This window comes from Lysinibacillus sphaericus (assembly GCF_002982115.1).
GTDB lineage: Bacteria > Bacillota > Bacilli > Bacillales_A > Planococcaceae > Lysinibacillus > Lysinibacillus sphaericus.
On the sequence record NZ_CP019980.1, the window covers coordinates 1,469,479 to 1,491,475 of the forward strand.

19 protein-coding genes and 1 other annotated feature are annotated in these 21,997 nt (G+C 39.3%); of the genes, 17 read left to right on the forward strand and 2 right to left on the reverse strand.

Annotation, left to right across the window (positions count from 1 at the left end; translation table 11 throughout):
- Positions 1–8 precede the first annotated feature (8 nt).
- The 5 genes from ruvB (at position 9) to LS41612_RS07365 (ending at position 4,531) form a co-directional block, all read left to right on the forward strand.
- Positions 9–1,013: a Holliday junction branch migration DNA helicase RuvB gene (gene ruvB / locus LS41612_RS07345; protein ID WP_024363171.1), complete on the forward strand. Its 1,005-nt coding sequence runs from the start codon at positions 9–11 to the stop codon at positions 1,011–1,013.
- An 18-nt stretch (positions 1,014–1,031) separates the two neighbouring features.
- Entirely contained in the window at positions 1,032–2,075 is a 1,044-nt protein-coding gene (gene queA / locus LS41612_RS07350) for a tRNA preQ1(34) S-adenosylmethionine ribosyltransferase-isomerase QueA (RefSeq protein ID WP_024363170.1), read from the forward strand.
- A gap of 118 nt (positions 2,076–2,193) precedes the next feature.
- Positions 2,194–3,339, forward strand: coding sequence for a tRNA guanosine(34) transglycosylase Tgt (gene tgt / locus LS41612_RS07355; RefSeq protein ID WP_024363169.1), 1,146 nt, complete (start codon positions 2,194–2,196; stop codon positions 3,337–3,339).
- Between the two features lie 147 nt (positions 3,340–3,486).
- Positions 3,487–3,753 (forward strand): preprotein translocase subunit YajC, encoded by a 267-nt coding sequence (gene yajC, locus LS41612_RS07360; RefSeq protein ID WP_024363168.1) that lies wholly within the window; start codon positions 3,487–3,489, stop codon positions 3,751–3,753.
- Positions 3,754–3,895: 142 nt separating this feature from the next.
- Positions 3,896–4,531: a DUF421 domain-containing protein gene (locus LS41612_RS07365; RefSeq protein WP_024363167.1), complete on the forward strand. Its 636-nt coding sequence runs from the start codon at positions 3,896–3,898 to the stop codon at positions 4,529–4,531.
- On the opposite strand, the gene LS41612_RS07370 is transcribed toward LS41612_RS07365, so the two are convergent.
- Entirely contained in the window at positions 4,528–6,045 is a 1,518-nt protein-coding gene (locus tag LS41612_RS07370) for a putative polysaccharide biosynthesis protein (protein WP_024363166.1), read from the reverse strand. The genes LS41612_RS07365 and LS41612_RS07370 overlap by 4 nt on opposite strands.
- Positions 6,046–6,138: 93 nt before the next feature.
- Between LS41612_RS07370 and LS41612_RS07375 the strand changes: the two genes are divergently transcribed.
- The 11 genes from LS41612_RS07375 to LS41612_RS07430 all read left to right on the forward strand — a co-directional run bounded on the left by LS41612_RS07375 (position 6,139) and on the right by LS41612_RS07430 (position 19,935).
- The gene (locus tag LS41612_RS07375; protein ID WP_024363165.1) at positions 6,139–6,477 is read left to right on the forward strand and encodes a post-transcriptional regulator; all 339 of its coding nucleotides are present in this window, start codon (positions 6,139–6,141) and stop codon (positions 6,475–6,477) included.
- A gap of 356 nt (positions 6,478–6,833) precedes the next feature.
- Entirely contained in the window at positions 6,834–9,101 is a 2,268-nt protein-coding gene (gene secDF, locus LS41612_RS07380) for a protein translocase subunit SecDF (protein ID WP_024363164.1), read from the forward strand.
- A 208-nt stretch (positions 9,102–9,309) separates the two neighbouring features.
- Positions 9,310–9,870: a hypothetical protein gene (locus LS41612_RS07385; protein WP_024363163.1), complete on the forward strand. Its 561-nt coding sequence runs from the start codon at positions 9,310–9,312 to the stop codon at positions 9,868–9,870.
- Positions 9,871–10,674: 804 nt separating this feature from the next.
- Positions 10,675–10,987: a binding site (T-box leader), on the forward strand.
- A 101-nt stretch (positions 10,988–11,088) separates the two neighbouring features.
- Positions 11,089–12,453: a chorismate-binding protein gene (locus LS41612_RS07395; RefSeq protein ID WP_024363161.1), complete on the forward strand. Its 1,365-nt coding sequence runs from the start codon at positions 11,089–11,091 to the stop codon at positions 12,451–12,453.
- On the forward strand, positions 12,453–13,484 hold the full coding sequence (trpD, locus tag LS41612_RS07400; protein WP_024363160.1) for an anthranilate phosphoribosyltransferase: 1,032 nt from the start codon (positions 12,453–12,455) through the stop codon (positions 13,482–13,484). Before LS41612_RS07395 ends, trpD begins: the two co-directional genes overlap by 1 nt.
- Positions 13,481–14,272 (forward strand): indole-3-glycerol phosphate synthase TrpC, encoded by a 792-nt coding sequence (gene trpC / locus LS41612_RS07405; protein WP_024363159.1) that lies wholly within the window; start codon positions 13,481–13,483, stop codon positions 14,270–14,272. The genes trpD and trpC overlap by 4 nt, the downstream gene beginning before the upstream one ends.
- A complete protein-coding gene (locus LS41612_RS07410) occupies positions 14,269–14,883 on the forward strand; it encodes a phosphoribosylanthranilate isomerase (protein WP_024363158.1) in 615 nt (204 codons plus the stop codon). The genes trpC and LS41612_RS07410 overlap by 4 nt, the downstream gene beginning before the upstream one ends.
- The gene (gene trpB, locus LS41612_RS07415) at positions 14,883–16,091 is read left to right on the forward strand and encodes a tryptophan synthase subunit beta (protein WP_024363157.1); all 1,209 of its coding nucleotides are present in this window, start codon (positions 14,883–14,885) and stop codon (positions 16,089–16,091) included. Before LS41612_RS07410 ends, trpB begins: the two co-directional genes overlap by 1 nt.
- Positions 16,088–16,882, forward strand: a complete 795-nt coding sequence (trpA, locus tag LS41612_RS07420) for a tryptophan synthase subunit alpha (RefSeq protein WP_024363156.1) — start codon at positions 16,088–16,090, stop codon at positions 16,880–16,882. Before trpB ends, trpA begins: the two co-directional genes overlap by 4 nt.
- A 186-nt stretch (positions 16,883–17,068) precedes the next feature.
- Positions 17,069–19,408 (forward strand): single-stranded-DNA-specific exonuclease RecJ, encoded by a 2,340-nt coding sequence (gene recJ, locus LS41612_RS07425; RefSeq protein ID WP_029747278.1) that lies wholly within the window; start codon positions 17,069–17,071, stop codon positions 19,406–19,408.
- Between the two features lie 14 nt (positions 19,409–19,422).
- Positions 19,423–19,935 (forward strand): adenine phosphoribosyltransferase, encoded by a 513-nt coding sequence (locus tag LS41612_RS07430; RefSeq protein WP_024363155.1) that lies wholly within the window; start codon positions 19,423–19,425, stop codon positions 19,933–19,935.
- 76 nt (positions 19,936–20,011) lie between these two features.
- On the opposite strand, the gene LS41612_RS07435 is transcribed toward LS41612_RS07430, so the two are convergent.
- Complete coding sequence (locus LS41612_RS07435; protein ID WP_024363154.1) at positions 20,012–20,470, reverse strand: MarR family winged helix-turn-helix transcriptional regulator; 459 nt, start codon at positions 20,468–20,470, stop codon at positions 20,012–20,014.
- Between the two features lie 173 nt (positions 20,471–20,643).
- Between LS41612_RS07435 and LS41612_RS07440 the strand changes: the two genes are divergently transcribed.
- Positions 20,644–21,912, forward strand: a complete 1,269-nt coding sequence (locus tag LS41612_RS07440) for an MFS transporter (protein WP_024363153.1) — start codon at positions 20,644–20,646, stop codon at positions 21,910–21,912.
- Positions 21,913–21,997: the final 85 nt, after the last annotated feature.

The window sequence follows — 21,997 nt, forward strand, 5'->3', positions numbered from 1 at the left end:
GCAGGTACATGTCGGAACGTATGATAGCGAGTGAAGCTGGCCGTTATGATGAACAATTTGAATTATCTCTTAGACCTCAAAGATTAGCACAATATATTGGGCAGCAAAAGGTGAAAGAAAATTTACAAATTTTCATTGAAGCGGCAAAGCTTCGGCAGGAAAGTTTAGATCATGTACTATTATATGGTCCTCCTGGATTGGGAAAGACGACATTAGCCGCGGTTATTGCAAATGAAATGAATGTTAATGTTCGTATGACGAGTGGTCCTGCCATTGAGCGTCCAGGAGATTTAGCCGCGATTTTAAGCTCGTTGGAGCCTGGGGATGTATTGTTTATTGATGAGATTCATCGTCTTCCACGTGCAATTGAAGAAGTGCTATATCCAGCTATGGAGGATTTTTGCTTAGATATTGTTGTTGGAAAGGGACCGGAAGCGCGTTCGGTTCGTCTTGAATTGCCACCTTTTACGCTTGTTGGTGCAACGACAAGAGCCGGTGCGTTATCAGCCCCGCTACGAGATCGATTTGGTGTACTGCTACGTTTAGAGTATTACGATAATACGTCACTTGCTGAAATTGTCGTTAGAAGTGCCCATTTATTTGATGTGGATATTGAGCAAATAGCGGCAGGCGAAATGGCGAGACGTTCTCGTGGTACACCACGTATTGCTAACCGTTTACTGAAACGAGTGCGAGATTATGCACAAGTGCTTGGAGATGGTATGATAACGGAGGACCTTGCTAAGCAAGCGCTAGAGCTTTTACAAGTGGATCCTAGAGGGCTTGACCATATTGACCATAAGCTTGTGACCAATATGATTGAGCGCTTCAGTGGTGGCCCAGTAGGCTTAGATACACTTGCTGCTTCCATTGGTGAAGAACGTGTGACGATAGAAGATGTGTACGAGCCATATTTAATGCAGATTGGCTTTATTCAACGTACACCGCGTGGACGTGTCGCAACGCATCTGGCTTACGAACATTTTGGATATGATTATCCACAACAAACATAAAAGAAGGAAGTTTTTTTCATGCGTGTAGAAGATTTTGATTTTGAATTACCAGAGGAGCTTATCGCACAAACGCCCCTTGTCGATCGTACGGCAAGTCGGTTAATGGTTGTGACACCGGGCTCAGAGAAAGTCGAGCATCATCATTTTGCTCATATTTTAGAGGAGTTACATGCTGGTGACTGTCTAGTACTGAATGATACAAGAGTATTACCTGCTCGTTTAATGGGTGTAAAAGAAGAAACGGGTGCCCATATTGAAGTATTGCTCTTAAAGCAAACGGCTGGAACGGATGAATGGGAAACACTTGTAAAACCAGCGAAACGTGTTAAAGTAGGTACCGTTGTCACATTTGGAGACGGTTTACTAACAGCAACTTGTACAGCAGAGTTAGACCACGGTGGTCGTATGTTTGAATTCAAATATGAAGGCATTTTCTATGAAATTTTAGAGCAACTTGGCGAAATGCCATTACCTCCATATATTCGCGAAAAATTAGATGATAGTGAGCGTTATCAGACTGTCTATGCGAAAGAACGTGGCTCGGCAGCGGCACCTACAGCTGGTCTTCATTTTACACAAGAATTATTAGAGCAAGTACGAGCAAAAGGTGTCGAGATTGTTTTTATTACACTACATGTTGGACTTGGAACTTTCCGTCCAGTAAGTGTAGATTCGATCGAAAACCATGAAATGCACGCTGAATTTTATAGTGTGACAGAAGAAGCTGCGGCTACGATTAACCGTGTAAAAGCAAATGGCGGACATGTCATTGCTGTTGGTACAACATCTACTCGAACACTTGAAACAATTGGTTCTAAATATGGAGAAGTCCGCGCAGAGCAAGGATGGACATCTATTTTTATTTATCCAGGCTATCAATTTACAGTGGTGGATGGTTTAATTACAAACTTCCATTTACCAAAGTCAACATTAGTAATGCTTGTCAGTACACTTGCGACGAAAGATACGATTTTAAGCGCCTACCATCAAGCAGTAGAAGAAAAATATCGCTTCTTTAGCTTTGGTGATGCTATGTTTATACGTCCTAGTTTACAAAAATAATTCACTTCTGTTGCATCATCATAAGAGATGCAACAGGATTTTGATTTGTTCAATAGCATAATCAAGCAAGAAATCGGAGTACTGTTTTTACTTTAGATAAGAGAGGATTTAACATTTTATGACACAACCAGCAATTCGTTATGAACTACTTCATACATGTAAGCAAACAGGAGCACGTCTTGGCATTGTCCATACACCACATGGCTCTTTTGAAACACCAGCATTTATGCCTGTAGGGACACAAGCAACTGTTAAAACAATGTCTCCAGAAGAATTAAAAGAAATGAATGCAGGCATTATTCTTTCAAATACGTACCATTTATGGCTGCGTCCAGGTAATGATATTGTGAAGGAAGCAGGTGGCCTGCATAAGTTTATGAATTGGGATCGCCCAATTTTAACGGATTCAGGTGGCTTCCAAGTATTCTCGTTAAGTCAATTCCGTAAAATTGAAGAGGAAGGTGTGCACTTCCGTAATCATTTAAATGGGGATAAGCTGTTTTTAAGTCCAGAAAAGGCGATGGAAATTCAAAATGATTTAGGCTCGGATATTATGATGGCGTTCGATGAATGTCCGCCCTACCCGGCAACATATGACTATATGCTCAAATCCGTTGATAGAACGACTCGTTGGGCAAAGCGATGCAAAGAAGCACATGCTCGTCCAGAAGAGCAAGGATTATTTGGTATTATTCAAGGTGGAGAATACGAAGAATTACGACGTCGTTCTGCGGAAGCGTTAGTAGAACTCGATTTTCCAGGCTATGCAATTGGGGGCCTTTCAGTAGGCGAACCGAAAGATGTGATGAATCGAGTGCTAGAGTTTACAACACCGTTAATGCCGACAAATAAGCCGCGCTATTTAATGGGTGTAGGTTCTCCAGATTCTCTCATTGACGGCGCTATTCGAGGCATTGATATGTTTGACTGTGTATTACCGACAAGAATTGCCCGTAATGGTACATTAATGACGTCTGAAGGTCGTTTAGTTGTTAAAAACGCTAAGTATGCCCGTGATTTTGGTCCAATCGATCCGAATTGTGATTGCTATACTTGTAAAAACTATTCACGTGCATATGTGCGTCATTTAATTCGCACGGAAGAAACATTTGGTATTCGTTTAACTTCTTATCATAATTTACATTTTTTACTGAAGTTAATGGAGCAAGTGCGTGAGGCCATTCGTGAGGATCGTCTAGGTGATTTCCGAGAAGAATTTTTCGAAAAATACGGTTTTAATGGACCGAATGCAAAAAACTTCTAAAATTGGAATGGCGCTTAGCGAAAATTTACCTGTTATAGAAAAACTATTGATAATATAGAAAAATTTTGGGCTTGTTCATCGCTTTTTTAGGGTGAAATAGTCTATACTAAAAAAGTGAGATTTGGAAAGGGGGCTAGCATTTTGAATATGGAATCAATATTAGGATTTGCACCGATCATATTGATGTTCGTGGCGATGTGGTTCATTTTAATCCGTCCTGCAAAAAAAAGACAGCAGGAAACGCAAAATATGCAAAGTAGCTTACAGCGTGGAGATAAAGTTATTACAATCGGTGGCTTACATGGTGTTATCGACTCAATTGAGGACACAGCTGTCACTTTAGTAATCGCTGATAATGTGCGCGTTAAATTTGACCGTCAAGCAATTGGACGTGTCGTAAATGATCAAGTTTAATATGATTAGGCGTTGTCCCAAATAACCTTTGGACAACGCCTTTGCCATTTTAAAGGCTATGTCGAAATGCGTATAATTTTGCCACACTTTTTTGTATAAAAAGCAACAGATACGGTCACCTTGATAGAGTGGGGGTGTTCGTATGGAAGAATATTTAGCAATTATTTTTAGGACATGCTTTTTATATGTTTTTATACTTATTGTTTTTCGATTAATGGGCAAGCGAGAAGTCGGTGAACTATCTGTTATCGATTTAGTCGTTTTCGTCTTGATTGCAGAAGTAGCTGCCTTTGCGCTAGATGATTATGAAAACCCATTATTTAATGCTATTTTACCGATTATTATTTTGCTCTTTATTCAAATATTGAGTGCTTATTTATCGTTGAAGAATAAGAAAATACGTGATTTAGTTGATGGCGATCCAGCTCTGCTTGTCAAAGATGGAATTATCCAAGAAAGCGAGATGCGAAAACAGCGCTATAATTTAGATGACCTTTGCCAGCAACTACGTGAAAATGGCATCTCCTCTGTTACGGAAATAGCTTATGCCTATTTAGAGCCTTCTGGTAATCTTTCCGTTTATAAAAAAGATGAAAAGGCTTTTGTCTATCCGCTTATTATCGATGGTGATATCCAAGACCGACATTTAATGCTTATCCATAAAGATGAAAAATGGTTAATGGATGAGTTAGCTAAAAGTAATATTCATGATAGTAGTACCGTGTTCTTTTGTATATGGGAGGACAATCGACTTCATATTCAATTGAAGGAACATTAGACCTTCTTCGCTAATTTCCGAATATAGTGGAAATCTGTAAAACGCAATTGATTGGACATTAATAATAACGTAAATAGTAAAAATAACGTGACACAACTACTTAAAATAAAAGGTAGTGGCAGTATTTGCATAAAGAAATATTGGGCAATACAAACGGCAATGAAGCAACTATAAGGGACAACAAACATACGGAAGCCGGCGCGTAAATTTTTGCGCTGTCTGACCGTAGCAATATGCAAGAATGATGTAAGTAAAACGCCGAAGCCAATGGCTACAACAGCTCCTTTTTCTTGGATGCCAGGTTGAGAGGCCAGTACAAACATAACGAATAGTTTACCGAGTCCACCATAAATGGAGTTCATCATGGCAGCGCGCGCCTCACCAACGGCCTGCAAAATGGAATGTAATGGACTTTGAATATAATAAAAATAAAATATAGGTGCTAAAATTTTCACATAGCCTCGGTTTTCTTCTAGATGAAATAATTTCATGGCTAGCTCATCACCGTGAACGAAAAAATATGTGGCGGCAATGCAGCCTACTAAAGAAGATAAGCGCAACGAAACGGAAATACGTTCCTGTAAAAGCGCATTGTGTTGGCGTGCAACAGCATCACTAACAGCAGGAATAAGGACAATAGAAAGTGCTGTAGACACAAAGGCTGGGAATAGTAGCAAGGGCACTAAAACACCTGAAATGACCCCATATAAAATAGTAGCGGCAGAGGCCGTTAATCCTGCCATCGTTAATGCTTTTAAAAAAATAATCGGTTCTAAAAACCAAGTGAAGGAGCCAAATAGTTTGCTTCCTGCAGATGGGATGGCTACCCGAAGCATTGGTGAAGCTGGATAAGACTCCACTTTGCTTTTCTTTGGTAATAATCTCCTCTTTGAAACGGCGTAATGTAGCCATAAATACAGGAACGCAACAACTTCAGCTAAAAGGGTGATACCCATAGCAGAAGCCGCCGTTATGGAAGCATTATTATAAGCTGCAACCAATGGTAGCATAAAGGTAATAAAGCCGATGCGGACAACTTGTTCAAGCATTTGTGCCCAAGCAGTTGGTGTAATTTTAGCAACGCCCTGTAAATAAGCGCGGAGCAATCCTGAACCGACCGAAACAGGCACGGCAAACAGTGCAATCCAAAGTGTAAATGTTGTTTGTTCATTATGTAACAGAGTAGTAGAAATATAAGGTATTGTTAGTGCTAAAAGTGGCATAAAAACAATCATGCCAATAAATGACCAAATGATTGCCGTACGCATCACGCCAAAAATGCTTTCACGTTTATTTTTTGCTAGTAATTCTGCCACAATTTTTGCTACAGCGATAGGTAGTCCAAGTTGAATGAGTGAGATGAAGAAAATAAATGCAGGATAGGCGGTCATATAAATACCGACTGCTTCTTCACCAGCAATGCGCATAAACTGCATTCTATAAAAGAAGCCAAAAAGTTTAGATAAAAAAATAACAAACATTAAAAATAGTGTACCTCGTACAAAAGAACTCATGCCATCCGTCCCTTCTCAAGCCGCAAAAATTCATTTACACTATTTGTATGCAAACACTTCTTACGATACAACTTTGATTGGAGATGATTCAAAATGAGTATGCAACATGCACAACTATTTGAAAAAATTCGTCCGGCAATTGATAGTAAGATTGCAGAGTTTAAGTATTATAAATATGATGCGATTTCCGCAGAAGAATTATGGCGTTATTGTGTAGAAAAAAAATGGCGCAAAAAAAATGTTGAGCAATTACGATTATATGAAATTATCGCAACTATATTTGCAGTATCGCCGTCTGATATTGTATCATTCAATCAAGTAGAGTTTTTACAAAGTGATAATTGGTTTGCAGAAATAAACACCGAGGAATTAAAATCATTGCTTGGGCCATTAAAAACACAAGAAGAATATGTCGTTTCTGTAAAAGATTAATAAGAATACTACAGTGTTGAATTGACACCAAGCGCAACGTGTTTCATAATGAGTGTGTTGCGCTTTTTTACTTTGTACAAGCCATGTCGAAAAAAAGGCTGTAAAAGATTGTAAGGGACTTTGCTTTCCCTACATAATTGTTCCGCTTACTATTCATAATGAAATGGAAGACGCATCTTCTATTGGTACGGAATTTGCGCGTTATTGAACGATTGAAATAAGTAAAGCAAACCTTTTGAAGCACGAGCTACATAATTCTAAAGGAAAAGGAGGAATACACGCTTCAAAAGGTATTGCTAGTATACTTGTTTGCAGTGTAAGGGATGCCCTTGCACCAATTCGAGGAGGATTTATAGATGAAATTAAGAAGTCGAATTGTTGCATTCGTGCTACTTATGGTGCTGTTTTTTTCTACCATGGGTACGACTGCACAAGACATCTTAAAGGACATTAAGCTTGGTCTTGATTTACAAGGCGGGTTTGAGGTACTTTATGAGGTCAAAGAATTAAAAGAAGGACAAAAAATCACACCGGAAGTTGTAACCGCAACGTCAACTGCACTGGGTAGACGTGTCAACGAGCTTGGCGTAAGTGAACCAAGCATTCAGGTTGAAGACAAAAACCGTATTCGTGTGCAATTAGCGGGGGTTGAAGACCAAGAATCTGCTCGTAAAATGCTATCTACATCTGCGAATTTAACATTCCGTGATGTCGATGATAATTTACTACTAGATGGTGATGATTTAAAAGCTGATGGTGCGACGGATTCCTTTGACCAACAAAACCGTCCAATTGTTTCGCTAACGTTAAAAGATGCGAAAAAATTTGCAGATATTACAAGTAAAATTGCTGCCAAACCACAAGGTCAAAATTTACTTGTTGTATGGTTAGACTTTGAAGAGGGTGTCGATTCTTATAAAGCGGAATCACAAAAAGCGAAGCCTCGCTATGCATCTGCAGCAACAGTGAGCCAAACATTAAATACAACGGATGTTATGATCAGCGGTAATTTTACAGTTGAAGAAACTAAAAATTTAGCAGGCATTTTAAATGCTGGTGCACTTCCTGTGAAACTTGATGAGATTTATTCTACATCAGTGGGCGCACAATTCGGTGACCAAGCATTGAAAAGTACAGTGTTTGCAGGTATTGTAGGCGTAATCGTTATTTTCCTATTTATGCTATTCTACTACCGTTTACCGGGCTTTATCTCAATCATTACTCTTGCTATTTTTACATTCTTAGTTCTTGTTGTGTTCGACTGGATTAATGCCGTATTGACATTGCCAGGTATTGCAGCGATTGTGCTCGGAATAGGGATGGCTGTGGATGCGAATATTCTAGCGGCAGAACGTATTCGAGAAGAGCTTCGAGTAGGTTATTCTACTAAACAAGCCTTTCAAATTGGTTCTAAACAATCATTATCAGCGATTGTCGATGCACAGTTAACAACTTTATTAGCTGCAGCAGTACTGTTTCATTGGGGAACAAGCTCTGTTAAAGGATTTGCAACAACATTAATCATTAGTATTTTACTAAGCTTCCTAACGGCTGTGTGGGGTTCACGTGTACTACTAGGGTTACTTGTAAATAGTGGTTACTTCAATAATCCAGCATGGTTTGGTATTCCAAAATCGAAACAACATAATTTGAATGAAAAAATCAGCACATTAAATTTATCAACAAAATTTGATCGTTTTGACTTTGTACACAACCGTAAAAAGTTCTATACGTTCTCGCTAGCTATTTTTGTAGCAGGGATTGTTGTGCTAGGCATTTTCCGCTTAAATCTTGGTATTGACTTCGTAAGTGGTACGCGCGTGCAAATTGAAGCAGATCAAACTTTAACGAAAGAAGAAGTTTCAAAATATGTGACTAGCATCGGTTTCCCATCTGATGATATCGTGCTTTCAGGTGAGAAAAAGAACATGGCGGTTATTCGCTATAAAGATGACTTATCACAAAGTGACATTTTAAAATTCAAAAAGGTAGCAGGAGAAAAATACGGCCATGAGCCTGGGGTAAGTACTGTATCTCCAACTATTGGTGAAGAGCTAGTGAAAAATGCGATTAAAGCATTATCACTTGCTGCACTTGGGATTATCATTTATGTAGCCATTCGATTTGAATGGCGTATGGGTGTAGGTGCGATTATGTCACTGCTACATGATGTATTCTTAATTATTGCTGTCTTTAGCTTTATGCGCTTAGAAGTGGATATTACGTTTATTGCTGCCGTACTGACAATTGTTGGTTACTCCATTAACGATACAATTGTTACATTTGACCGGATGCGTGAAAACTTAGCGCAATATGATACAATTAAAGACCGTGAAGTATTAGCGAACATTGTTAATAAATCGTTGCGTCAAACGATGGGACGTTCGGTGAATACGGTGTTAACTGTAATTATCGTAGTCGTGTCACTCCTTATTTTCGGTGCACCATCTATTGAAACGTTCTCTATCGCATTGTTAATCGGTTTAATTACAGGTATGTATTCTTCTATCTGTATCGCAGCCCAAATCTGGTACTCATTAAAAGTACGTGAGATGAAAAAATCAGATGGTCAACTGCGTAAAAAAGAGAAAAAACAATGGGGAACAGACGAGCCGACTGTTTAATAAATACTTAAAAGAGCCATCTCAACATCAGTTGAGATGGCTCTTTTTTTGAAAAAGACCTTCATGCCGCCCAATCTTTGTTTTAGCTATTAATTAAGAATCTCCATTTACTACTAAAAAGCAGACTAATTTATATATTCTTAGAGTATCAATTGATTTTTAAAAAAGGTTTTGCTAAATTTTAAATAAAAAAAGGGGGGCTTATTTTATGCGTAAGAGTATTACCTTTATAACCTTTTTTGGGATATTAGTATTTCTACCTCTTGTAAATATTTTAGTTGAAGAAGTTTCTGCTTCAACTAAAACTACAGAATCCGGATACATAGAGTATAGAAAAAATATTTTTGTAAATAAAGAATTGATGGATGAAGATGGAAAATTAGTATATGAAGCCGCATGTCTACTTGAACTTCTTAAATCTCAGCAAACTCCAAAATTTATTCAATATGCTATACCACAAGAGGAAAATTGCGTTTTTTGGTATAAACAAGAATTTGATACTACACCATACAATTATGTTAATGGATTGATAAATGGTCTCCCTTGGTCTATAGCATCAGTTGAAATTAAAGACCCTAGAATTACGATTCCATTAGGTTTAATTGTCGGTATGTTAGAAGCCATTAAAGCACCTAATACGATGTATGGGGCAATAGAATATTATAATTGTTATTATCCTAACGGTGGTGATTTTAAGAAAGTTATGAAATTAACGAAATACTATTGGGATCCAAACAGAACCGCTCAAGCAAAAGTATATGTTGGATAAATTAGAAAAAATCTCTCTAATTAATTTGATAGTCTTTCTTGTTATATACAGAGAAAGAGGGTGAATTTATTATAAAAGCAAACTTTTTTATGATGTTTTTGGGCATAATGATTGGGTTAACAACCGGTTTTCTAATCATTAATAATGAAATAGAGGTAACTACAAGCATATTTCTAATAGTATTCTTGATATTGGCAGTGCTCATGTTAATTGCTCTGTTATATAAAAATTATAAAGTTAAACTTCAAGAAAATAATCAAGATGACTAGTAAAACTGGTGGTTTCGGGGTGTAGACAAACTCCGGGGTTTTCACGTTTGTCTACAGTCCGTTTTATTTTAATTATTGAAAATACTGCTGTTGATTTTTCCTGCGTGCTGAAGCTTTATGCAAAAAGATTACTAAATAAAGGTAAACTGTGACAAATAGGAGACCTTGTTGGTCAATATCAACTCCTACTTAATGAATGGGCAAAGTTTAAATGAATTGAAGTGAAGATTTGCTCGACTCTTGCGGAACAACATGAGACGTAAGACACCAAACGCAACGGAGGAGTGCCCAAAGGAAGCAAGCAGCGCAGTAACACAAATCAATAAGTCCTATAAAAATTGAAGTGATAGTGCTTATAATTCACTAACAAATGCGAATAGAAATAAGCTGCTTTTTAATCTTTTTATCAGAATTGGTTGACAATTATTGTAGGTTGGCATAGAATAAGGCTAACTTTTCGTTCGGTATATGGTAGAAGGTCTCGGGAGCGAGATCGACCTTAGAACAGATGAGCAGAGCATAGATGAGAATAGCTGAGAAATTGTTGAATAAGAGTAGTAGCATAAGTGTGCAATGTAGAGAGTCAGTGGTCGGTGTAAACTGATTTGTAGCTTATGTGAATGGACTTATGAGAGTTGCTATATAATAGCAAACGGATTCCCCACGTTATCGGGGGTGCTTCCATCATGACGGTTGTGTTACACAGCTGTTGATTAGGCGCATGCCTGAAAATCCTTCGCCTGAAACCACAGCGATTGATTTAATTTACGATAAAATGGTTGAAGCACATAAGTGAGAGCTTTTTAGCTCTAATATGAGGTGGCAACGCGGTCATGATCGTCCTCTGTAATTAGGAATTTTCCTTTTTGCAGAGGGCTTTTTTGTTTTGTTTTGATGCTTTTCCCAACTCGTATATGAAAATTTATTTTAATAAAGGGGTTTTGTCGATATGCAAACAACCAGTTCAAGAACAAAGATGAAAACAATCAATGGGGATTCATTAACACCAATCTTAATTTTTAGACGCTTGCAAGGCACCCATAAATTTTTACTGGAGAGTTCAGCACAGCATGAAGGCGCAGGACGTTATTCTTTTATCGGCGCAAATCCACGAAAAACCTATAAAGGTGTGGGCGATGAGATAGAGGAATATTCCTATAAAACAGGAAAAACGTATACACATAAAGGTGATCTTTTTGTACTGTTGAAGCGCTTGATGCCACGTATTTCTAATACAACCGAATTTCCTTTTTCAGGTGGTGCCGTTGGTTATATTGGTAGTAATGCAACGAACATCGTTTTAAATCATCAAGGAATGTTAGAACTACCAGATGTTCATTTCCATGTCTATGAAACCATTATTGTGTTTGACCATCTAACGGATGAGGTGACTTGCATTCATACGAACATCGATGCAGAAAAAAAAGAGCCAAATTTAGAGGAGCTAGCTCACCAGTTGTTAACGGGCAATGAAGGGGAGGATACTTCATGGAGTTACGATGGACTAACAACGCTATCAAATCAAGAACTTGAATCCACTGTGACATCGTTAACTAAGACGTTAAGCGAAGAGCATACACGTGTTGTCCTGTCCAAACGCTTTATTGCCAATATACAAGGAGATGCATTGGCGCTCTATCGCCAATTACGTAAAAAAACGCCTGCGCCGTACATGTATTTTGTCACTTTCGATGATCATATTGTGCTGGGAACATCACCTGAAAGTTTAGTTCGAGTACAAGATGAACATGTCATTGCGACGCCAACTGAAGGCTCTTGTGCACGAGGTGCAACAAACGTAGAAGATTTAGATAATGAACGTCAGCTATATGAAAATGCTGAGGTAAGGAAATCGCATGCAAGTCTTGTTTCGGCTGTACAACAAAAACTAGCCACTGTTTGTTTCCCTGATTCTATCAAGCTAGTTGAAACGATGAAAATTGAGCGGTCAAAGCAAGCAATGCATATGACATCACGTCTGGAGGGGCAGCGCTTACCGATGCTTCATGCAGTAGATGTATTGGCTGCTATGATGCCAACATTCGCAGCTATTAATATCGCAAACGAGCAAACAGTAGAAAAAACAGCTCAAACAGCAGGTGTTTTTGGTGGAGCTATTGGATTTATAGGGTTTAATGGGCATTTAGATTTTTCATTAACAGGCAAATCCATTGTAGTGGAAAACGAAAAGATGCATACACAATCCGCTGTTATGGTAACTAAATATTCAAATGTCGGCAGTGTATTGACACAAGTAACAGCAGAACAACAGTTGTTTTTACAACATTTAGAATATGAAGGTGGGGCTAAATGATGGACAGTATACAACAAAAGGTACAGCAACGACAGCATTTAATGTATGAAGAAATGATTGAAGCAGCTCAATGGATGTTCCAACAGGAGACGCCAAAAGATGCTATCGCTAAATTTTTAATAGCCTTATCTGCAAAGGGTGAAACGGCACATGAAGTTGCAGCATTAGCAACAGTAATGCGTTCGTTTGCGCTCCAAGTGCCAGCAGAAGCTGGGGTTTATATGGATAACTGTGGTACAGGAGGAGACGGCTTAAATACATTTAATATTAGTACTGCATCAGCCTTTGTCTTGGCAGGAGCAGGCGTTAAAATGGCGAAGCACGGGAATCGCAAGATTTCTTCTGCATCAGGTAGTGCAGATGTGTTAGAGGCTTTAGGTATTCATACGAATATATCGATTGAACAAACACTGACACTTTTAGAAACAGAAGGAATTGCCTTTTTATATGCTCCAAATGTCCATCCGAAATTAAAACGTATTGGGGAAGTACGACGTGCCTTAGGAAAGCCTACTATTTTTAATCTTGTCGGCCCACTGACAAATCCCGTCCCTTTAGCCACACAATTTACGGGCATTAATCGTCCCAACTTTGTAATGGAATATGCCTCTGTTTTACAAATGCTTGGACGGGAGCGGGCGATTGTCGTTTCTGGTCCGAAAGGGTTAGATGAAGCATCACTTGCCGGTCAAAATACAGCCATCTTAGTAGATAAAGGTGACTTAATTCCATTTGCCTTAACAGCAGAAGATGTCGGGCTACACTATGCACCCCTAGAAGCGATACGCGGTGGCAATGCTGATGAAAATGCAACTATTATGCGTAAATTACTCGCTGGTGAACAAAGTGCCTATTTCGATACGGTATTGTTAAATGCCGCAATAGGTCTGTTCAGCCAAGGAACAGCACAAACCGTTCAAGAAGGTGTTGAAATGGCAAAAGATAGTATTTTCAGCGGCCGTGCATTGCAGAAATTAGAGGCAGTTGTTGCCTTTAGTGAAAAAATAAAAGAAGTGGAGATTGGGCTATGAATATATTAACAAAAATAATTGAACAGAAGAAAATAGAAGTAGACGCATTGCTTACACAACCAGATCCATTAGCCAATTGCAACGAGATAAAACGTAACGCTCTTTTTGCAACGTTAAAGTCTGCTGATACGTTACAAGTTATCGCCGAAATGAAACGCGCATCTCCATCCAAAGGTCTAATTGCAGAGGGCGCTAATCCAGTAAAACAGGCAAAAATTTATGCACAAGCTGGTGCAGCCGCCATTTCGGTTTTAACAGATAAAATGTTTTTTCAAGGCTCGTTTGAAGATTTAGCAGCCGTTGCGAAGGCGGTTCAAACGCCACTTCTGTGTAAAGACTTTATGATTGACCGTGTGCAAATTCGCTTTGCGAAGGCTGCTGGAGCATCAATCATTTTACTTATCGTTGCAGCACTTGACGATGTAATGTTACAAGATTTATATCGCTTCGCCACAAGTTTAGGTCTTGAAGTATTAGTCGAAGTGCACGATATTGAAGAGCTTGAACGAGCACTCGCTGTTGGGGCAAAGCTAATTGGGGTCAATAACCGAGATTTGCGTACATTTGAAGTGGATTTAGAGCGAACAAGAGAAATTGCAAAAGTCTTTCCATTTGGGGAGCAACGTATGCTTATTAGCGAGAGCGGAATTTGGCATAGTGATGATGCCAAAAAGGTTGCAGCGATGGGAGCAAGTGCTGTTCTTGTAGGAGAGTCATTAATGCGCAGTGGCGATGCAGGTGTAGCACTTCAACAATTACAAGTAAATAAAGCAGGTGCATCACTATGACGAAAGTGAAAATTTGTGGTTTGAAAGAAGTCCAGCATGTGCAAGCCGCAGTGCAGGCAGGTGCAGACGCCATCGGTTTTGTCTTTGCGCCAAGCAAACGTCAAGTAACCATTGAACAAGCGCAACAATTGGCCAAACATGTACCCGATGGAATAAAGAAAATTGGTGTCTTTGTCAATCCAACGCCTGAAGAATTACGTTCGGCAGTATTAACTGTGCCATTGGATTATGTACAGTATCATGGTGAGGAATCTCCAGAGTTTATTATCCAACAAGGCTATCCATCCATTAAGGCTTTGTCTGTGCATTGCGCTGAAGATGTGCAGGCAGCTACTAACTACGATGTGGATTATTACTTATTTGATGCACCTGGCACAGATTATAAAGGTGGTAGTGGACATACATTTGATTGGACATTACTTGAAGCTGCTGGTATTCCACAACATAAACTAATTTTAGCTGGTGGTTTAAAATTAGACAATATTCAAGAGGCACTGTCACTCGTATCACCTTTTATGGTAGATGTTTCAAGTGGTGTGGAAACAGAGGGTAGTAAGGATACAGCAAAAATAACAGCATTTCTACAAGCAGTAAAGAGGGGGAGAGTATAATGCATTCATTGGCAAATAGCGTACCAACAAAGGAAGGGCGCTACGGAAAATTTGGTGGGCAGTATGTCCCAGAAACTTTAATGACAGCATTAATTGAATTAGAAGCAGCATTTGATGAAGCGATGGCAGATCAGGCATTTACGAACGAGTTAGCATATTACTTAAAGGAATATGTAGGACGTGAGACGCCACTGTACTTTGCTGAAAATTTAACGAATGAGCTTGGTGGTGCCAAAATTTATTTAAAACGTGAAGATTTAAACCATACAGGCGCACATAAGATTAATAATGCGATTGGCCAAGCACTTCTTGCTAAGCGTATGGGAAAAAAGAAAATCGTCGCGGAAACAGGTGCAGGGCAACATGGTGTAGCGACAGCGACTGCTTGTGCTTTATTGAATTTGGAATGTGTCGTATTTATGGGTGCAGAAGATATTAAACGACAGCAATTAAATGTTTTCCGTATGGAGTTACTTGGCACAAAGGTAGAGTCTGTAGAGACAGGGTCAAAAACATTAAAAGATGCTGTCAATGCTGCACTACGTTACTGGGTGACGAATGTTGAAGATACACATTATATTTTAGGTTCAGCTCTAGGTCCACATCCATTCCCAAAAATTGTACGTGATTTCCAACGGATCATTGGTGTGGAGACAAGAACGCAAATATTGGAAAAAGAAGGGCGTTTACCCGATGCAGTAGTCGCATGTATAGGCGGTGGTAGCAATGCGATTGGCATGTTCCATCCATTTGTAGATGATGAAGCGGTCGCATTATATGGTGTAGAAGCAGCTGGCAGTGGTATTGACACTGGAAAGCATGCAGCAGCTATTGCTGGTGGGCAGTTAGGCGTTCTACACGGAGCGTATATGTATTTACTGCAAGATGACAATGGTTTTGTGCAGGAGGCTCATTCCATTTCGGCTGGCCTTGATTATCCAGGTAAGGGGCCTGAACATTGTTATTTGCATGATATTGGTCGAGCAAAGTTTGATTCGATCACAGATACTGAGGCGCTTGAAGGTTTACAATTACTAAGTCGGACGGAAGGGATATTACCTGCATTAGAAAGTGCTCACGCCATTGCCTATACTGCGAAGATTGCACAAGAAATGGATGCAGATGATATTATTGTTGTTTGTTTATCGGGTCGCGGGGATAAGGATGTCCATACGGTACGTGCAATACTTGGAGGTGAGCAATCATGACAACTTTACAACAGGCAATTGAACAAGTAAAAAATGCAGGGAATAAAGCTTTTGTGCCCTATATTATGGCGGGGGATGGAGGACTTAGTACAGTAAAGCCTACTATCTTGTCGCTACAAAAAATGGGGGTAACAGCTATTGAGATCGGAATTCCTTTTACCGATCCTGTTGCAGACGGTCCTACTATTGAGCAGGCTGGTGAGCGCGCATTAGCAGAAGGTGTAACATTGCGTAATGTTTTAGAGACACTTGCATCATTCCGTCAAGAAATTACTGTGCCATTAGTCGTGATGACCTATTTTAACCCTGTTTTAGCTTATGGCTTAGAGCAATTTGCTAGTGCTTGTGTGGCAGGGGGTGTCAAAGGATTAATCGTCCCTGACGTACCACTTGAAGAAAGTGCCATACTGCGTCAAACGTTAAATCCTCATGGTGTGGATATTGTGCAGCTTGTATCATTAACAAGTCCACCAGAGCGAATTGCTCGTATTGCAGCGGCTAGTCAAGGCTTTGTCTATGCTGTAACGGTGAACGGCATTACGGGAGCACGTGCAAGTTTTGCGGATGATTTAGAAGGTCATTTTCAACGTCTGCGAGAGATGTGTCACATACCGGTATTAGCTGGCTTTGGTATTTCAACACCACAACAAGTTGTGAGCATGGGGGCACTTGGGGACGGTGTCATTGTAGGTAGTACAATAGTAGAGGCCTTGCATAAAGGCAACGTTGCGAAGGTCGAAGCATTAGTCGCTGCCTCAAAAGGAACGATTGAGACGTCAACGCCTTTATAGCAAATTGTGCGAGAATTGTTTGCGTGCCTGGCACCGAGTCTACTCTTTTTTAGAGTAGGCTTTTTATTATGGATGCAAAAAACGTTATCTTAGAACATTGATGCAATTTGGATAAACTAGTAAGCTAGTGAATAGTGCGTATTGGCGCGATTTTCGGTATAATAGCCTTCGTGAGGAAGTGAGAAAATGATTTTATCAAAAAAAAGATGGCAGGTCGAGCGTCCAGACGCACAACTTGTCCAAACATTACAAAATGACTTACAACTTTCTGCTATTGCGGCAAAAATTTTAGCAGCACGAGGCTGTACAACATCAGCTGATGCAGAAAGCTTATTAAATATGACAGAAGCAAATATTCACGACCCATTTTTAATGCATGGTATGGCAGAAGCGGTAGCGCGCATTCAACAAGCGCTTGAAAATAACGAGAAAATATTAGTGTACGGAGACTATGACGCGGATGGTGTAACAAGTACGACGGTAATGCTCCATGTCTTACTAGACCTTGGCGCAGATGTGTCCTTTAAAATACCGAATCGCTTTTTACATGGCTATGGTCCGAGTGAAGCATTATTTCGTGAAGCTCATGAAGAGGGCGTTCAATTAATACTAACGGTTGATAACGGTATCTCTGGGATTGAGCCAATCCGAGTGGCCAAAGAACTTGGAATGGATGTCATCGTGACAGATCACCATGAGCCAGGGGAGGAGTTACCGCAAGCAGATATCATTTTACATCCGCGTGTACCTGAAGGACATTATCCATTTGGTGAGTTAGCAGGTGTTGGCGTGGCGTTTAAATTAGCACATGCCCTTTATGGTGAGCTGCCAACCCATTTATTTGAATTTGTAGCAATTGGTACGGTTGCAGATTTAGTTCCGTTAGTGGATGAAAATCGTTATCTTGTAAAGCGTGGCATTGAGGAAATGCGTCGTTCACTTAGTCCATGGATTCAAGCGTTATGTGAGGTGGCAAGTGCGGAACAAGCTACAATTAATGAGGAAACAATCGGCTTTTACTTTGGGCCGCGCTTAAATGCAGTTGGGCGTCTAGGTGAAGCATCGCCAGCTGTTGAGTTGCTCATGGCAGAGGATACAGCAAAGGCGACAGCATTAGCCAAACAACTAAATGGATGTAATGCAGAACGTAAAGATATTGTGAAAAGTATTACCGATGAAGCGATTGCCTTCATTGAAGCAGATAAGAAAATTGGTGATTCTCTTGTGTTAGTTGTTGCAGGGGAAGGCTGGAATGCTGGTGTTGTAGGGATTGTCGCATCTAGACTTGTTGAACTTTATTATCGTCCAACAATTGTACTGTCACTAGATTTTGAGAAAGGGACAGCAAAGGGATCAGCCCGTAGTATTGAAGGGTTCCATTTATACAATGAATTGGCGAAAAATAGAGATATTTTACCGCATTTTGGCGGGCATCCGATGGCAGCGGGGATGACATTGCCATTAGAGCACGTTGATGAACTGCGCGCACGCTTGGATGCGCAAGCAAGAGCTTGTTTAACCGAAGAGCAATTAACACCAGTTCTTTCTATTGATATACCACTTAAAATTGATGAGATTTCCGCAGATGCTATTGAAGAAATTGCCATGCTCGGTCCATTTGGCACTGATTTTCCAAAGCCAGTATATGTACTTGAGGATGTGGAAATCGCATCGATGCGAAAAATTGGTGCTGCAGAAAATCACATTAAAATGGAATTAACTGACGGTCTTGAAAAATTGGATAGTGTAGGATTTAACAAAGGTCATTTATACCATGAGCTGACTTACGGTATTAAAGTGTCGTTTACTGGCGATCTTCAAATTAATGAATGGCAAGGACGTAAAAAGCCTCAGTTTATGATTGAAGATGTTCAAACGACAGAGTGGCAATTATTCGATATTCGTGGCATACGCCAAACATCTCGATGGTTACACACGGTACCAAAAGAGGAAGCGGTCTTTTTGGCGTTTCGTCCTGAGACAATCAGCTATTATCATTCATTGCTTGGTGTGTCAATTCAGTTAGTAGATGCTGAGCTGTCCAATGTAGAGCAAACAGATTATATTGTGTTGCTAGATTTACCGCACAATGTTCAATTATTAGAAAATGTGTTAAGCAAAACAGCACCTACACGTATTTATGCCCATTTCTACATGCCAGATTCCCAGTACTTTAATGGCATACCTACACGTGAGCAGTTTGCGTGGTACTATAAATTTTTAAAGCAACGTCCTGCATTCCCACTAGACATGCATTTACCGGATTTAGCCAAACATACTGGTTGGCCATTAGAAGCATTAAAATTTATGACACAGGTGTTTTTTGAGCTTAATTTTGTTAGAATGGAGAGTGGACTGACGACTGTCAACGTGAATGCGCCAAAAACGGCATTAACTGAGGCACCGTCTTACAAACAACGTTCTGAACAGATTGAAATAGAGCAAAAACTTGTCTATGCGCCATATATAGAGTTAAAGCAATGGTTTGATGAACGATTAAATTTATATGCGAATACAGTTTCGTAGGAGGAGCAAGAACTATGGATTTAAAGCAATACGTGACAACAGTTGAGAACTGGCCAAAAGAAGGCATCAGCTTCAAGGATATTACAACAATTATGGATAACGGTCCAGCTTACAAATATGCAACAGATCAAATCGTAGCTTATGCTAAGGAAGTAGGCGCAGAAATTATTGTAGGTCCTGAAGCACGTGGTTTCATTATCGGTTGCCCAGTTGCCTATGCGCTTGAAATTGGCTTTGCGCCAGTTCGTAAACCAGGAAAATTGCCACGTGAAGTCATTAGTGCAGATTACGGTTTAGAGTATGGTAAAGATACTTTAACAATGCATAAAGATGCCATCAAACCAGGTCAGAAAGTACTTATCTGTGATGATTTACTAGCTACTGGTGGTACAGTCGAGGCAACAGTACGCTTAATTCAACAATTAGGTGGAGAAGTTGTTGGCTGTGCATTCCTAATCGAGCTAAAAGAACTAAATGGCCGTGCAAAACTTGGCGATTTAAGTGTAAAAACTTTAATTCAATATTAATAACCAAAAAGGCTGTCCCAAAGTGGGCAGCCTTTTTTGGTGTCAGGCACGCAAACAATTTGTACACAATTCGAGTCTACCTTTTTTCATAGGATTTCACTACTTTTTGTATTTTTTGGAGCGTGTTATAAAAATTTATATATTGTTCGAATCCAATATCATGGATGATTTTTTCCTGTAAGTCTTTCCAAATAGGTGTTGCTTCATTTAGTTTTTCCAGGCCGGTAGTAGTTAGGGAGATAATTTTTGTTCGGCCATCTTGGGAATCTTGGGTAATAGCCACATAGCCATTTTTTTTCAAAAGATTGACATTGCGGGTTATTGTCGTCTGGTCAAGTGAAAGAATAATGCCTAGTTGACTAACTGAAACGGCTTGATGCTTTGCTATATTGGCTAACAGAGCGTATTGCGTAACTTTTAAATTAGTAGGTTCAAGAATTTTATCGTATAACTGCGTTACAACTCTAGTCTTCTTTCTAAGATTTGTACATACGCAAATTTGAGTATAGTCAATGTCTGTGTATACTTTCTCCATCAAATAAGCTCTCCTTTTATGTTTTTTAATTGTTTATATTATAGCACTTAAATGGAAAATATTTCTTGACATAAAAAATAACAAGTTATTATTATATATGTATATACATGTATTTTTATTTTATATGAAAATATCCTTAAAGTGTTACATTATCTGAGAATGTAGGTGGCTTTATGAAACGTATTCATTACAGCTGGTTTGTTTTAGCGATTACTTTTTTCTCCATTATTGTAGCGGGTATTACTTTATCTTCATCTGGTGTTTTTATTGGTCCGTTTGAACAGGAGTTTGGCTGGGATCGTTCAATCATTGCAATGGCTTTTGCCATCAGCCTTTTTTTATATGGCATTTCAGGCCCATTTATGGCAGCACTACTTGAAGTGATTGGATTAAAGAAAATGATGTTAGCTGCGATGATAATATTAGTCATAGGGATCTCGCTCACATTGTTGATGCAACAAGCATGGCAATTAATGATAATTTGGGGCTTTATTATTGGTTTAGGAGCTAGTCTCTTTTTAACAGTATTAAGTCCTTTTGTGGCGAATCATTGGTTTGAGAAAAGAAGAGGGCTTGCATTAGGAATACTAACAGCTAGTACTGCAACAGGCCAATTAGTACTGCTCCCAATTTTAGCGATGATGATTGAACATTACTCATGGCGTTGGGCAATTGCATTAATCATTGTGTTAAGTTCGATCATGTTAATGATTATTGCATTGTTTATGAAAAATAAACCGATGGATGTGGGACTTCTTGCATATGGTCTTGACGAAGAACGATTGGAAGATGTAGTAGAAAATAAGAAAAATCCAATCGTTATTGCCTTTAATGGTTTATTTGAGGCTGTGAAAGTGAAAGCATTTTGGCTTTTGGCTGGTAGTTTCTTTATTTGTGGATTATCGACTAGTGGCTTAATAGGTACACATTTTGTATCGTATTGTATTAGTTTCGGTATTCCGTTAGTAACAGCAGCATCTTTTCTATCCTTCATGGGAATTTTTAATCTAGTAGGAACAACATTATCAGGCTGGTTATCGGATCGCTTCGATAATCGTTGGTTACTATTTTGGTATTATCTTTTACGGGGGGCTTCCTTAGTTTTACTGCCGTATGCATTAGTGCAAGGCTCTTTACCATTACTTATCATGTTTACTGTCTTTTATGGACTAGATTGGATTGCAACTGTACCGCCAACTGTTAGTATCTCAAGGCAAATTTTTGGTACCCAAAAAAGCGGAGTTATTTATGGCTGGATATTCGCTTCCCATCAGGCAGGCGCAGCAGTAGCAGCATATGGGGGAGGTCTTATCTATAAACTTTTCAATTCTTATACTTGGGCATTTTTCTTGGCTGGCGTTTTTTGTGTTTTAGCTGGTTTGTTTGTCATCATTGTAAAAAAACAAGTCCCGAATGTCATGCATAATGCTGATACAGCATAATAGTATAAACAATATGGAACGGACAAATAGTACGCTAGAAAATTAATCTAGTGTGCTATTTTTTATTGAAAATATTTGCATTTTA

Coding starts and splice junctions, on each gene's coding strand:
- ruvB (WP_024363171.1), top strand. CDS start 9: ATGTCGGAACGTATGATAGCGAGTGAAGCTGGCCGTTATGATGAACAA.
- queA (WP_024363170.1), top strand. CDS start 1,032: ATGCGTGTAGAAGATTTTGATTTTGAATTACCAGAGGAGCTTATCGCA.
- tgt (WP_024363169.1), top strand. CDS start 2,194: ATGACACAACCAGCAATTCGTTATGAACTACTTCATACATGTAAGCAA.
- yajC (WP_024363168.1), top strand. CDS start 3,487: ATGGAATCAATATTAGGATTTGCACCGATCATATTGATGTTCGTGGCG.
- LS41612_RS07365 (WP_024363167.1), top strand. CDS start 3,896: ATGGAAGAATATTTAGCAATTATTTTTAGGACATGCTTTTTATATGTT.
- LS41612_RS07370 (WP_024363166.1), bottom strand. CDS start 6,045: ATGAGTTCTTTTGTACGAGGTACACTATTTTTAATGTTTGTTATTTTT.
- LS41612_RS07375 (WP_024363165.1), top strand. CDS start 6,139: ATGAGTATGCAACATGCACAACTATTTGAAAAAATTCGTCCGGCAATT.
- secDF (WP_024363164.1), top strand. CDS start 6,834: ATGAAATTAAGAAGTCGAATTGTTGCATTCGTGCTACTTATGGTGCTG.
- LS41612_RS07385 (WP_024363163.1), top strand. CDS start 9,310: ATGCGTAAGAGTATTACCTTTATAACCTTTTTTGGGATATTAGTATTT.
- LS41612_RS07395 (WP_024363161.1), top strand. CDS start 11,089: ATGCAAACAACCAGTTCAAGAACAAAGATGAAAACAATCAATGGGGAT.
- trpD (WP_024363160.1), top strand. CDS start 12,453: ATGGACAGTATACAACAAAAGGTACAGCAACGACAGCATTTAATGTAT.
- trpC (WP_024363159.1), top strand. CDS start 13,481: ATGAATATATTAACAAAAATAATTGAACAGAAGAAAATAGAAGTAGAC.
- LS41612_RS07410 (WP_024363158.1), top strand. CDS start 14,269: ATGACGAAAGTGAAAATTTGTGGTTTGAAAGAAGTCCAGCATGTGCAA.
- trpB (WP_024363157.1), top strand. CDS start 14,883: ATGCATTCATTGGCAAATAGCGTACCAACAAAGGAAGGGCGCTACGGA.
- trpA (WP_024363156.1), top strand. CDS start 16,088: ATGACAACTTTACAACAGGCAATTGAACAAGTAAAAAATGCAGGGAAT.
- recJ (WP_029747278.1), top strand. CDS start 17,069: ATGATTTTATCAAAAAAAAGATGGCAGGTCGAGCGTCCAGACGCACAA.
- LS41612_RS07430 (WP_024363155.1), top strand. CDS start 19,423: ATGGATTTAAAGCAATACGTGACAACAGTTGAGAACTGGCCAAAAGAA.
- LS41612_RS07435 (WP_024363154.1), bottom strand. CDS start 20,470: ATGGAGAAAGTATACACAGACATTGACTATACTCAAATTTGCGTATGT.
- LS41612_RS07440 (WP_024363153.1), top strand. CDS start 20,644: ATGAAACGTATTCATTACAGCTGGTTTGTTTTAGCGATTACTTTTTTC.